The organism is Methylocella sp. CPCC 101449, assembly GCF_031921685.1.
In the GTDB taxonomy this organism is placed as follows: Bacteria; Pseudomonadota; Alphaproteobacteria; order Rhizobiales; family Beijerinckiaceae; genus Terripilifer.
In genome coordinates this window covers 2130952-2143705 of record NZ_JAPDHU010000001.1, presented here as the reverse complement: position 1 = coordinate 2143705, position 12754 = coordinate 2130952, and the positions used below count along the sequence as shown (strand labels likewise).

Below are 12754 nucleotides of genomic sequence, written 5' to 3'. Positions count from 1 at the left end.
TTGTCCTTTCACTCAATTCGGCTGTTTATTCAGGCTTGATTTTTGCCGCTTTCACGGCTTCGGCGGTCGCCTCGATTTCCGCCTTGAAAAACTCTGCCGTCGCCTCGGGCGAACGTTCGTCCGGCTCGTAACCAGACTTCTGCACGACATTGGCAACGGCCGGCTGTTTCAACGCCGCGCGGATCGCCACGTTGAGCTTGTCGACGATCTCCTTCGGCGTGCCCTTGGGGGCAAAGAAAATGCCCCAGGAACCCTGCACCGGATAAGTTGGCACCGAATCCTTCACCAAAGGCACTTTCGGCAATTCGGGAAACGGCTTCGCGCCGGTGTAGCCGATCGCCTTGAGCATGCCCGACTGCACCAGCGCGATCACCGACGGCGGCGTCACGAACATCACTTGAACATTGCCGGCCAGGAGCGCCGCCGTCACCTCAGAGGCGCCGCGAAACGGCACATGATCCATTTCGATGCCGGCGCGCTCGTTGAAGAGCGCCGTCGCCAGGTGCAGGCCGTTGCCATAGCCCGGAGAGCCGTAAAACAGCTTATGGGTGCGCGCGTAGTCGACGAATTCCTTCATGTCCGACACCGGAAGCGAAGGCTGCACCAGCACCAGATTGCCGTCGAGCACGCCCGACGTCGCGATCGGAACGAGATCTTTCAGGACGTCGAAATTGGGATTTTTATAGAGATAGGGAACGGAGGCGATCGACGCGCTGGAATAGAGCAAGGTGTAGCCATCGGCCGGCGATGTCGCCACAGCACGAATGGCCACCGTGCCATTGGCGCCCGCCTGGTTCTGAACGTAGAACGCCTGCCCCAGATCGGTCGTCAACTGCGTGCCGACGGTGCGTGTGATGACGTCGGGACCGCTGCCGGCGGCGAAGCCGACGATGAACTTCACGGGATGATCGGGATAATCGGCGGCATGGACTGAGGGTGTTAGAGACAGCGCGCCACAGAACAGCGCGGCAAACCAGGCTGCTTTCATGATCGTTCCTCCACTCGATTTTTGATGGCCGTGCGTTCAGGCCGCTCGCACTCCGCGCTGGCGCATGAAGTCGGTGAAGATCGCCGCCAGGCGCGGCTCCGCCACCTTCCACTCCGCCACGTCCCAGGTCTCGAGCAGATCGTCGTCCGCGCGCTTTGAAACCAGATCGTCGTAGAGTTGCGACTCGGCAATGAGACCGGCGACCTTGCGCGCCGTCTCCGGCGTATGGATCATGTCATTGCCGGCGCAGATGCAGGCCGGCACTTTCAGCGCGCGCAATTGTTCTTCCGTCGCGCCGACGACCGGCAGATCAGCATCGGCCAGGAAGCGCTTGCGCCACATCTCCATCGTCGCCCAGAAATCATCGACCCGCATCGCCATCAAACGCTCGCGATTGGCGGGACGTTCGCGAATGCATTCGGCGAAATGTTCCGAGGTGCAAACCGCTTCCATGCCGCCGCTGCGCGCCAGGTCCTGAAACTGCCCGTAATATTGATGGGCCAGTTTCTCGGCTGCGTGCCGACCACCCGTGACGCGCCACAACAGCAGCCCCTGCACCAATGTGGGGTGCCGCAACGCGAACAGCAGCGCCAAGCGCGCGCCGGCCGACGAGCCCCCCGCATAGATGCGATCGATACCCAGCGAGGCACTCAGCTCTTTCAGATCGTCGGCCCAGATCTCATGTTCGGAGCCAATCGGCTCGATCGCCACGCCGGACGCACCGCAATTGCGCCGATCATGCAGCAGCACCCGATAGCCGGCGCCCGCAACAGCCTGCGCCAAAGGCACAAGCTCGCCGTAAGGCCTGCGGCTGCCCGGCGTGAAAGCCACCCAAGGCCCCTGATCGCCGACCACGAGATAATTCAGCGGCACTCCGCGGATAATAGCTTCAGGCATCCCTGCCCTCCCTCTTCAATAAACGATTTTTAAGCTTGCAGGCGCAGCAGTTCGGCGGCCGTGCCGCCGAGAATGGCGATCTTGTCTTCGTCCGTCAGACTTGGCGTATTGAGAACGTGATCGATCGGATTGCTTACCCACGGGAAGCCGTAGTCGGTGCCCACCATGATCCGCCGCGGGCCGACGACCGCCGCCAGATGGCGCAGCGCTTCCGGCGTGAACACCAGCGAGTCGACATAGATATCCTTGAGATATTCGGTTGGCGCCTTTTTCGGATAAGCCCCGGAGCACTGCTTAAGCGTGCGGCAACCATTGTCTGATCGATCCGCATAAGACGGCAGATAGCCACCGCCATGGGCGGCGCAGATTTTCAAGCCAGGGAAGCGATCGAACGTGCCTTCGAAGATCATATGCGAGAGCGCGATCGTCGTTTCCAGCGGATTGCCGATGACATTGCGCAGCATGCCATTGCCCTGCACGCGCCGATCGATGCCTGTGACGATCTCGGCACTCTGCGGATGCATGAAGATGACCGCCTGCAGTTCCTCCGCCTTCTTCCAGAACGCATCGAACATCGGGTCGGACAATTCCTTGTCGTTGACGCTGCCACCAATGGCTGCGCCTTTCAGCCCATGCTGCTTCATCGCCGCCTCCAACTGCTCGGCGGCGAGTTCGGGAAACTGCAAGGCCACGGCGCCGAAACCGACGAAGCGATCCGGCGCCTGTTGGCACATGTGCGCCATCTTCTGGTTGAGGAGATCGATCAGCCGCCGCGATGTGTCGCGATCGGCGCCGTACCAGAACGCATTGATGCTCATCGCCTCCACGTCGATGCCCTGCGCATCCATGATCGCCAGGCGATCCTTCATCGAGGGATTATTGGTCGGACTGTTGATCGTCGCCCGCGCCTGCTTTTCCAGCGGCGTGCCTGACAGGACGTCCATCATTTCCGGCACGACGCAGTGGCAATGGATGTCAACCGTGCGCACGGCTCGGCCGCCGACGGAGACCTTGCGTCGCGGCGCCGCGCCCTGGCCCCAGGCGGGCCGCATGCCGCAGGCGGCGCAGAACGCAACACCGCCGAAACCGCTCAAAAATTGCCGCCGGCTCGCCATCCGTTTCCTCCGCTCTTGTTGAAATCGGCGATTTCCGTTCGCCATTTTATTCAGGCATGCTAAATTTGACTGATCGATCAGTCAAGAGAACCAGAATGAAAGCCGTCACCGCTAAAAACTCATCGAGAGATGCAATCTTGCGGGCGGCCGAACGGGTGTTTGGAGAGCTTGGCTATCATGGCGCTTCGATGCGCGAGATCGCCATGGAAGCGAAGGTCGCGCAGGCGCTGTTGCACTATCATTTCAAGACCAAGGAAGCGCTTTACGTCGCGATCTTCGAGCAGCGCTCGCAGCTCATCAACGACAGGCGCCAGGCGCGGCTGCAGGAACTGCGCAAGAAGGGCGCGTTCGATCTGCGCGCCGTGGTCGAAGTCTTCGCGTTGCCGGCGCCCGACATGTTCGACGATCCGCGCCAGAACTATGAGAGCTACCAGCAGATGGCCGCCGCCGTCTCCGTTGGCCACGACACGCGCTCGGTCGCCCTCGTCAAAAGCTGCTACGACGGCATTTCGAAACAGTTCATCGACGCCTTCATGGCCGCCGTGCCGGAACTGACGAAGGCCGCCGCCACCTGGTGCTATCTCTATGCGCTCGGCATTCGCCGGCAGGCGGAACTGCAGACCGATCGCGCCGCGCGGCTATCGGGCGGCAAAAATCCATCGCCGCCGGCCTGGCTGGTTGCTTTCATCGAAGCTGGCATTCTGAGCATCGCCCAAACCTCTGCCGGCAGGAAGAAAACGGCCAAAGGCCGCGCGCCGACAAAACGTAAACCGCAATGAGAAAGGCCGCCGCACGGGGTGCGACGGCCTGACGATTGCGATAGCGCGACTGAGGTTAAATCAGCGCGAATAGAATTCGATAACCAGGTTCGGTTCCATCACGGTCGGATAGGGAACTTCCGACGGCAGCGGAATGCGGGTGACCTTGGCGGTCATCTTGCCGTGATCGACTTCGTAGTAATCCGGCACGTCGCGCTCGGCGAGCTGGCTCGCTTCCAGAACGATGGTGAGCTGGCGCGAAGCTTCCTTCACCTCGATCACGTCGCCGACCTTCACCAGGTAGGAGGCGATGTTGACCTTGCGGCCGTTGACCTTGACGTGGCCGTGGTTGACGAACTGGCGGGCCGCGAAAACGGTCGGCACGAACTTGGCGCGGTAGACCACCGCGTCGAGACGGCGCTCGAGCAGCGCGATCAGGTTGTCGCCCGAGTCGCCCTTCATGCGCACCGCTTCCTGATAGTATTTGCGGAACTGCTTCTCGGAGATGTTGCCGTAGTAGCCCTTGACCTTCTGCTTGGCCTTGAGCTGGGTGCCGTAGTCGGAGAGCTTGCCCTTGCGGCGCTGGCCGTGCTGGCCGGGGCCGTATTCGCGGCGGTTCACCGGGCTCTTCGGGCGCCCCCAGATGTTCTCGCCCATACGGCGATCGATTTTGTACTTGGATTCTGCGCGTTTGGTCATCTTAGTCCTCAAAAACCGTGTCATATCGGCAAAAGGACCAAGGCCTGCGCCCGCACTGGAGCCTTAAAGGACTTCCGGCGCGTCGCTCGTCCGCGATCCTTCCGCCATGGGAAGGAAAGCGCCCTCCTCTGCCTCATAAGAGGCCGACAGGCTGCTCACCGCGCCGGAAGATCCGGCCTGGGAACGGCCACGGGTGCATAATCCGCGCGCCAAAGGCGCCCGGACCGGGGTTCTCTAGGGGCCATACCCCTAAAAGTCAAATCCCTTCCGACTTTATGGCCGCCGGTCAATCCTCTAGGAAGGAAACCAGGGAAAACGGGAGCGGTCACGCATCCCGGGGGAAATCGAGGAAAAACAAGGGAGGAAACGAATGATCGTCTCGCGCGCCCGGCGCATCGCAGCCCTGTCGGCTCTGTTGGCTTTCACAGCGCCAGCCATGGCGCAAAATAACAAAGACCCGATCGCCGATTTCTACCGCGGCAAAACGGTCACCATCGTCGCCGGCTCGTCGGTCGGCGGCGGGCTCGATGTCTATGCCCGCCTGCTTGCCCGCCACCTGCAGCGCTTCATCCCCGGTAATCCCGCCGTGGTGGCGACCAATATGCCCGGCGCCGGCTCGCTGATCGCCGCTAAACATCTTTATACGGTCGCCCCGAAGGACGGCACCCATATCGCCATCTTCCTGCCGGGCGCGATTTTCGAACCGCTGTTCGGCACCACCGAGCGCGCCAGTTTCGATCCGACCAAGCTCAACTTCATCGGCAACGGTAATTCCGAAGCGGTGGTCTGCATCACCCGTCGCGATGCGCCGGTGCAGACCTATGGCGATGTCTTCCAGAAGGAACTCGTCATCGGCGCCACTGGCCCCGGCAGCACGCTGGTCGATTATCCCGTCGTCATCCGCAATCTGCTCGGCGCGAAGCTGAAGATCATTTCGGGCTACAAGGGCTCGCGCGAGGTGAGCCTCGCCGTTCAGCAAGGCGAATTGCAGGGCATCTGCGGCCTCGGCTGGTCATCGGCAAAACTGCAATATCCCGATCTGTTCGAGCCGAGCAGCCTCGTCAAAGTGCTGGCCTTGGAGGACGTGAAGCCGCATCCCGAACTCGCCGGCAAGAACATTCCGCTCACCGTCGACTTCGCCAAGACGCCGGAGCAGCGCCAGATCCTGAATCTGTTCTATACCCAGGGCGTCATCACGCGGCCCTTCGCTTTGCCGCCGGGCGTCCCGCAAGAACGCGTGGCCGCCCTGCGCAAGGCGTTCATCGACACGATGCGCGATCCCGAATTGCAGGCCGATGCCGCCAAGCAGCGTACCGATGCGGTGCCGCAGACCGGCGAAGAACTGCAGCAGATCGTCGCCACACTCTACACCACCTCGCCGCAACTCATCGGCCAGCTCAAGGAAGCGCTGAACGCGAAGTAATGACGAAGGCTAAGGCGTTATTGCCAACGCGCCCAAGCACAGGCTTGAGACCCCGGAAAGTGCCCTTGCATGGGGTTGTTCCTCAAAATTATGAAACACCCCCTCCTCTACCCGGGTCTCGCTTCGCGGACCGCAGTGCAATCGGCGCAAAATACGCAGGAAGGGCGGCGGAATTATGCTGGCGGTCTGCCACGCCTTGCACCGTGACGCTTAATCCCGATCCGGCGCGCCGAGCGGAAAATAGGAGCGATATGGCCGCCCGCCGTCGACAGCCTGTTTGACGGCGGGATGCTCAAGCAAACGCGCGCGATAGGCCCGCACCTGCGGAAAATGCGACGCGATTTCATGGGTCCAGTCGGCATAGAACAGGCTGGGCGCCGCGGCGCAGTCGGCCAAAGTGAAGTCCCTGCCGGCCGCCCAAGGGCGCCCCGTCAGATGCGCCTCAAGCCAGCCATAGGCCGTGTCGAGCATGCCGCGTGCTTCCTCAACGCCATAGCCATCGCGCGCCTCAACCGGGCGAAGCTGGTTGAGGACGATCTTCTGCATCGGCGTCATGATGTAATTGTCGAAGAAGCGATCGAGCATGCGCACGTCGAGCGCCGCCGCTGGATCCTCAGGCACGAGGCGCACGCGGCCTCCGTGATGCACGTCGATATATTCGATGATAACCGTCGACTCGACCACGGTCTTGTCGCCGTCGACCAGGGCCGGCATGCGCTTCAGCGGCCAGAGCGCGGAGAATTCCGCCAAGGCGACCTTGTCTTCGAGAATCCGTAGATCGAATGGCGTCTCGTTCACGTAGAAGGCGATGAACACCTTCTGGCAATAGGACGAGAACGGATGGCCATAGAGCGTCAACGACATCGTTTTCTCCTCAACGGTCGCGGCGATAGTGCAGAATGACCGAGCCGGTCCCGAGCGCGATACATTCCGTGCGTGTCAACGGCAGGTCGGGCCGCCCCTCTTCGAACAGTTTCTTGCCAGAACCGAACAACACCGGCGCGACCATCAATCGATATTCGTCGGGCAGGTCGAGCGCCACCAGGCTGTTGATGAGTCCTGCGCCGCCGAAGCAAAAGATGTCGCCCTTCACATTCGCTTTCAGCGCCGCGATCGTGCCGGCGAGATCGCCGTTGGCGAGCGTGCCGTTCCAGCCGGGATCGCCGGTGAAAGACCGCGAGACCAGAGTCTTCGGCAGACGGTTCATCGTCTTCGCATAGGAAATGCCCGCCGCGATGCTCGTCGGATCTGTGTCGGCCGGCGCCCAGAAATCCTTCATCTTGAAGAAATTGACGCGTCCGTAGACCAGGTGCTCCGCTCGGTCGAGGGCATAGCGCGACCAATGACGCTCGACCTCGTCGGACCACGGCGGCGGCACGAATTGGCCGCCCGGCTTCTCGATATAGCCGTCCACGCTCGTCACCATCGATACGATCAGCTTGGCCATTGACACCTCCTCAATCAAAACTGCTTTCAAATAGCAAGCAGTTGTGAGATGCCATAACTGATCCTATATTGCAAGCAGTTTTGGAGAGCTTGTCATGGAATCCGGCCAACGCTCTGGCTGTCCGATCAATTTGACCTTGGAAATGCTGGGCGATCGCTGGAGCCTGATCGTCATTCGCGATGTCATGTTCGGCAATCGGCGGCACTATCGCGAACTGCTCAATCATTCTGAGGAAGGCATCGCCTCGAACATCCTGGCCGACCGTCTGAAGCGGCTGGTTGCCTCCGGCCTGCTGTCGCGCCGCGACGACCCCACTCATAAGCAGAAAGCGATCTACAGCCTCACCGAACCGTCGATCGAACTGGTGCCTTTGCTGGCGCAGATGGGCGCCTGGGGCCGCCGCCACACGCGCGTGTCACCGGAACTGTCGATCCGCGCCGAAATTCTGGAGAAAGGCGGCCCGTCGCTGTGGCAGGCCTTCATGGACGAACTGCGCCATCAGCATCTGGATGCGCCCAAGCCCGAACGCTCGGTCTTCGCGCAATTGCAGACCGCCTATCTGGAAGCGGTGGCGCAGCGCGACGCGCAGACCACCGCCGCCAAGTAGCTCAGATCAGCTTCACCAACTGCTTGCCGAAATTACCGCCCTTCAGCATGGCGAAAAACGCCTGCGGCGCAGCCTCAAGTCCTTCAGCGACGCTTTCGCGCCAGCGTAGCCGCCCGGCGGCCACGTGGCCGGCGAGTTCCGAGAGCGCCTGCGGCCACACGGACAAATGATCGGAGACGATGAAGCCTTCGAGGCGCGAACGCGTATCGAGCAGCACGCGCACGTCGGGCAAAGGCGTCGGCGTGCCGTCATAGCCCGATGAGACGAGACCGCAGAGCGCGATGCGCGAGAACGGATTGAGCCGCCGCATCGCCTGACGAAACGGTTCGCCGCCGACATTCTCGAACAGGCCGTTGATGCCATCAGGCACCGCCTCTTTAAGCCGCGCCGGAAAATCAACATCGCGATGATCGACGCAGGCATCGTAGCCAAGATCGCTGACGGCGAAGGCGCATTTCTCCGGGCCGCCGGCGATGCCGACCGCCCGCGCCCCCGCCAGTTTCACCAATTGCCCAACGACCGAACCGACAGCCCCGGTCGCCGCCGACACCAAGACGGTTTCGCCGGCCTTGGGCGCGATGATCTGGGTGACACCATACCAGGCGGTGACGCCGGGCATGCCGACCGGCCCGAGCCACGCCTGGATCGGCGTGCCCGGCTCGATCTTGCGCAGGCCCTTGCCGTCGCTCAGGCCATAGAGCTGCCAGCCGCCGGTGCCGACCACGCGATCGCCGACGGCAAAGCGCGGATTGCGCGAGGCCACCACCTCGCCGACCGTGCCGCCGATCATCACTTCGCCCAAGGGCTGCGGCTGCGCATAGGATTTGCCGTCGTTCATGCGCCCGCGCATATAGGGATCGAGCGACAGATAGTGATGGCGCACCAACACTTCGCCTTCTCCAGGCGCGGCGGCCTCGCGCTCGACGAGCTGGAAATTGTGCGGCCCCGCCGGTACCTCGCGCGACGGTCGCGAGGCCAGAATGAACGCCTTGTTCTGCGGCATCTTACGGCCTCAGATAGGCGTAGCCGAGGGATTGCAGTTCGGCGAGGCGCACGACACCGCCCTCTTCCACGACTTTGAAGCCCGGCACCAGATCGGCGAGCTCCACCTTCTGCGCCTTCAACGTATTGCCGCAGGCATCGAACTTGACGCCGGCCTTGGAGAAATTCTCGACCTTCTGCGACACGGCCGGATCGGCCGACATGGCATGAAAACCCTTCAGCGCCGGCCCGTGCACCACCAGCACGATCTCGACGCCCTTCGGGCCGCCATCGAGGTGGTTCTGGATATTGCCGAGCACGAAAGCGACCTTGTCGGCGTCCGAAAGATGATAGGCCACTTTATTGGCGGAGACTTTCGCCGCGCCGCCCGCGCCTTGAGCTATAGCCTTGGTGGCAAACACGCCGCCAACGGCTGCTGCCGCGGCCTTGAAGATATTGCGCCTATGCATGTTTCGCTCCCACGTCGCTCGATCGAGCCGGCAGGCTAGCACTTCGGCGGGGGAAGCACAGCCTGTTCTCCGCAATCGCCCTGGAAACAAGGCCAAAAGACCGGACTTGACGGCGCGGCCGAAGCGGGCCACCCAACAGCCCTCATGCAAGACCCCATGACTGACTGGCCCGACACATTCACTTTCGACGGTTTCGCCATCGACGAGACGGCGCGCGAAGTGGCGCTGAACTACCGGCTTGGCGACACGATCGCTTTCACCGAGCGCCTGACCTTCGAGGCGCCGCTGCCCTCAGCCGGCTCGCCGCTGCGCCCCGGTTTCGAGGCAGCGCTCGAGGCGCTGCATATCCTGGCCGGCGTCTCCTATTACAAGACCTGCCTGCCCCGTCAGTTCGTCGTCCGCGGCACTAGCCTCGACGATGAACAGCGCCGCTTCTTCCAGACCCTTTATGTCGACGGGCTCGGCGAATTCGGCGTGCGCAATAAGCTCGACGTCGCTTCGCGCGTCGATTTCCTCAATGCGCGTTTCGAAGACACCCGTCCCGTGCGCCAGGCCGGCCATGCGCCGCTGACGCGCCGCGCTGCCGTACTGATCGGCGGCGGCAAGGATTCGCTCGTCTCGGTCGAAATGCTGCGGGCCGGCGGCGAACCGATGAGCCTGTTCGCCGTCAATCCGAAAAAGCCCATTCTCGAATCCGCCGCCGCCAGCGGCCTGCCCTTCGCCAAGGTGACACGCAAGCTCGACCCGCTGCTGTTCGAACTGAACGAGAAAGGCGCGCTCAACGGCCATGTGCCGATCACCGCCATCGTCAGCTTCATCGCGCTCGCCGCCAGTTTCGTCTACGGCTTCGATGCGGTGATCCTGTCGAACGAGCGTTCCGCCGACCAAGGCAACGTCAGCGTCGACGGCCGCGACATCAACCATCAGTTCTCCAAGACCACCGGCGCAGAGCGCGATCTTTCAGCCTATGTGGCACGCCATATCGACGAGAACTTGAGCTATTTCTCGCTGTTGCGGCCTTTATCGGAAGCCCATATCGGCCAGTTGATGGCGCGCGTGAGCCGCTACGACCACGCCTTCACCTCCTGCAACCGCGCCTTTCAGATCAATCCAAAACAGGAGCCGAAGCGCTGGTGCGGCGATTGCCCGAAATGCCGCTTCACCTTTCTCATCCTCGCCAATGCGATGGAGAAGCCGCGCATCGAGGGCATTCTCGGCAAGAACATGCTCGACGATCCATCGCAGATCCAGGGCTATGAGGAATTGATGGGTCTCTCCGGCCACAAGCCCTGGGAATGCGTCGGCGAGATCGCCGAGTCCGGCGCGGCATTGCTGCGTCTCGCCGAACGGCCCGAATGGCAGGACGCCGCCGTCATTCGCGCGCTGGCGCCACGCCTCAAACCCTTGATGCCAAATTGGCAGGAGATCTGGGACGAGCTGATGACACCGTCGCCCGACCACGCCTTGCCGCCTCGCTATGCCGCCATGCTCGATGCCTATGTCCGCTAAGCCGCACACCATCGCCATCTGGGGCTATGGCCGCGAAGGCCAGGCGGCACTCGCCCATTTGCAGGCGCTGCATCCGACGGACATGTTTACCGTTCTCAACGACACGCCCCTCGATACCCCGCCGCCGGCGGATGTTCGCACCGTCACCGGCGAAGCGGCGGGACAAGCGCTGCGCAGCGAGCCTTTCGACCTGATCGTCAAAAGCCCCGGCATCAGCCTCTATCGACCGGAAGCAACAGCCGCCCGCGCGCTTGGCGCGACAATCACCTCGGCCACCAATCTGTGGTTCGAGGAAAATGCCAGTGCCCACACCATTGCCGTCACGGGCACCAAGGGCAAAAGCACGACCTCGCGCCTCATCGATCACATCCTACGCCAAGCCGGGCGCGATGTGGCGTTGCTCGGCAATGTCGGCGTCGCAGCGCTTGGCCAGAAAGCCGGCCGCGATCATACGGTGCTGGAACTCTCCTCCTATCAGATCGCCGATCTTGGCTCTGCGCCCTCGATGGCGGTGATCACCAATCTCTATGTCGATCATGTGCCTTGGCACGGTTCGATCGCGCAATATCACGCCGATAAACTGCGCTTGATCGCCGATCCAAAGACGCGCGCCGTCCTCAACCACGGCAACGAAGGCCTGCGCACGCATGCGGCTGAGCGCGCCAACGTCCTGTGGTACAATCGCGACGATGGCTTCCATGTGCGCGACGGTGCGCTGTTCTTCCGGCAGCAGAAAGTCGACACCAGCCAGTTCCCTCTGCGCGGCAATCACAATCTGGAAAATCTGGCCGCCGCCTGCGCGGTGGCCGATGATCTCGGCGTGACGGGATTGTGCGAACGCGTCGCCATTCCCGACTTCGCGCAATTGCGCCACCGCCAGGAAGAGTTCCGCGCCAACAATGGCGTGCTCTGCGTCAACGATTCGATCTCGACCGTACCGGAAGCCACCCTCGTCGCGCTCGAAGCCTATCGCGGTCTGCCCTGCGTGCTCATTCTCGGCGGCAACGATCGCGGCCAGAACCACGCGGCGCTGCTCGATTATCTGCCGGGCGCAGGCCTCTCGGCATTACTGCTGCTGCCCGATACCGGCCGGCGCATCGCCGAGGAGATGCAGGGGCGCGACTGGCCCTTCCCCATCGTGCCGGTCGATGATTTACAGCAGGCTGTGCGCGAAGCCATGGCGCGCGTGCCGCAAGATGGCGTCATCATGCTCTCCCCAGCGGCACCGAGCTTCGGCCAGTTCCGCAATTTCGAGGAACGTGGCGACCGCTTCAAAGCATTGGCGACGACCGCTTAGTTACAGCTCCTCGTCCAGTGGATCAGAACCGAATCGGTTAGGGCCGGCCGTTCCCTTGAGCACGTATAGCTCGACGATGAGCCAGAGATTGACGAGGATGACGGCCAATTGGAACAGCAGGACGCCCGTCGGCCCGATCCCCTTGGCCTTGTCCAGTCCCTCGAAATAAAGCGCCAGGAAAAACGTGAGGATCGCAAATAACAACCACCAACCCGTTCGATTTCGGTCATGGAATCGACGCACAAACGCAGCGCCATTGACCAGCCAGATCGCCGCTATCATTGCCACCGCCGCATAGCCTGCAAAGCGAACGCCCAGTGATGCCAGGAATATCCCAGCCACCATGACGGCGGCCGACAGGTAGATGAGGCGTAACATAAGGCGCCGATATTCGTGGCCACTCATGCGACCGCTGACAGAGAAATGCGATCCGAGCCTTGCTCCAAGCGTCATCGGCTTTCTCCCTCAAAGCCTGCTCCAGGAACACCTGACTTAGTATCTCTGATTTTCGCGGCGAGAGCCACTCATGGCGGCGGACAAATCCGACCTGTGTCCCAGGACAC

The 12754-nt window shown here is 62.2% G+C and carries 14 protein-coding genes; 5 read left to right on the top strand and 9 right to left on the bottom strand.

The annotated features are described in order from the left end of the window. Positions 1-25: 25 nt before the first annotated feature. From OIM99_RS09930 to OIM99_RS09920, 3 genes are read right to left on the bottom strand one after another with little or no spacing between them, the layout of a single operon-like run. Positions 26-988 carry a tripartite tricarboxylate transporter substrate binding protein gene (locus OIM99_RS09930; protein ID WP_311850178.1) on the bottom strand — a complete coding sequence of 321 codons (963 nt, stop codon included), beginning with the start codon at positions 986-988 and terminating at the stop codon, positions 26-28. Positions 989-1024: 36 nt separating this feature from the next. Then, entirely contained in the window at positions 1025-1885 is an 861-nt protein-coding gene (locus OIM99_RS09925; protein ID WP_311850177.1) for an alpha/beta hydrolase, read from the bottom strand. Between the two features lie 29 nt (positions 1886-1914). Beyond that, entirely contained in the window at positions 1915-3000 is a 1086-nt protein-coding gene (locus tag OIM99_RS09920; RefSeq protein ID WP_311850176.1) for an amidohydrolase family protein, read from the bottom strand. 95 nt (positions 3001-3095) lie between these two features. Between OIM99_RS09920 and OIM99_RS09915 the strand changes: the two genes are divergently transcribed. Beyond that, positions 3096-3779 carry a TetR/AcrR family transcriptional regulator gene (locus OIM99_RS09915; RefSeq protein WP_311850175.1) on the top strand — a complete coding sequence of 228 codons (684 nt, stop codon included), beginning with the start codon at positions 3096-3098 and terminating at the stop codon, positions 3777-3779. Positions 3780-3839: 60 nt separating this feature from the next. On the opposite strand, the gene rpsD is transcribed toward OIM99_RS09915, so the two are convergent. Next, a complete protein-coding gene (gene rpsD, locus OIM99_RS09910; protein WP_311850174.1) occupies positions 3840-4457 on the bottom strand; it encodes a 30S ribosomal protein S4 in 618 nt (205 codons plus the stop codon). Positions 4458-4827: 370 nt separating this feature from the next. On the opposite strand from rpsD, the gene OIM99_RS09905 reads away from it, so the two are divergent. Further along, on the top strand, positions 4828-5880 hold the full coding sequence (locus OIM99_RS09905; protein ID WP_311850173.1) for a hypothetical protein: 1053 nt from the start codon (positions 4828-4830) through the stop codon (positions 5878-5880). 210 nt (positions 5881-6090) lie between these two features. On the opposite strand, the gene OIM99_RS09900 is transcribed toward OIM99_RS09905, so the two are convergent. Together OIM99_RS09900 and OIM99_RS09895 are read right to left on the bottom strand one after the other, a co-directional pair. Then, entirely contained in the window at positions 6091-6744 is a 654-nt protein-coding gene (locus OIM99_RS09900) for a glutathione S-transferase family protein (RefSeq protein ID WP_311850172.1), read from the bottom strand. Positions 6745-6754: 10 nt separating this feature from the next. Then, positions 6755-7327, bottom strand: coding sequence for a dihydrofolate reductase family protein (locus OIM99_RS09895; RefSeq protein WP_311850171.1), 573 nt, complete (start codon positions 7325-7327; stop codon positions 6755-6757). A gap of 94 nt (positions 7328-7421) precedes the next feature. Here OIM99_RS09895 and OIM99_RS09890 point away from each other — a divergent pair, with 94 nt between their 5' ends. Beyond that, entirely contained in the window at positions 7422-7934 is a 513-nt protein-coding gene (locus tag OIM99_RS09890) for a helix-turn-helix domain-containing protein (protein ID WP_311850170.1), read from the top strand. A 1-nt stretch (position 7935) separates the two neighbouring features. On the opposite strand, the gene OIM99_RS09885 is transcribed toward OIM99_RS09890, so the two are convergent. Together OIM99_RS09885 and OIM99_RS09880 are read right to left on the bottom strand one after the other, a co-directional pair. Then, entirely contained in the window at positions 7936-8937 is a 1002-nt protein-coding gene (locus OIM99_RS09885; RefSeq protein ID WP_311850169.1) for an NADP-dependent oxidoreductase, read from the bottom strand. A 1-nt stretch (position 8938) separates the two neighbouring features. Continuing rightward, entirely contained in the window at positions 8939-9385 is a 447-nt protein-coding gene (locus OIM99_RS09880; protein ID WP_311850168.1) for a DsrE family protein, read from the bottom strand. A gap of 156 nt (positions 9386-9541) precedes the next feature. Between OIM99_RS09880 and OIM99_RS09875 the strand changes: the two genes are divergently transcribed. Both OIM99_RS09875 and murD read left to right on the top strand, forming a co-directional pair. Next, positions 9542-10894, top strand: a complete 1353-nt coding sequence (locus OIM99_RS09875) for a hypothetical protein (protein ID WP_311850167.1) — start codon at positions 9542-9544, stop codon at positions 10892-10894. Beyond that, positions 10884-12191 (top strand): UDP-N-acetylmuramoyl-L-alanine--D-glutamate ligase, encoded by a 1308-nt coding sequence (murD, locus tag OIM99_RS09870; protein WP_311850166.1) that lies wholly within the window; start codon positions 10884-10886, stop codon positions 12189-12191. Before OIM99_RS09875 ends, murD begins: the two co-directional genes overlap by 11 nt. Here the strand turns inward: murD and OIM99_RS09865 are convergent, their stop codons facing one another. Beyond that, complete coding sequence (locus tag OIM99_RS09865) at positions 12192-12644, bottom strand: DUF805 domain-containing protein (RefSeq protein ID WP_311850164.1); 453 nt, start codon at positions 12642-12644, stop codon at positions 12192-12194. Positions 12645-12754: the final 110 nt, after the last annotated feature.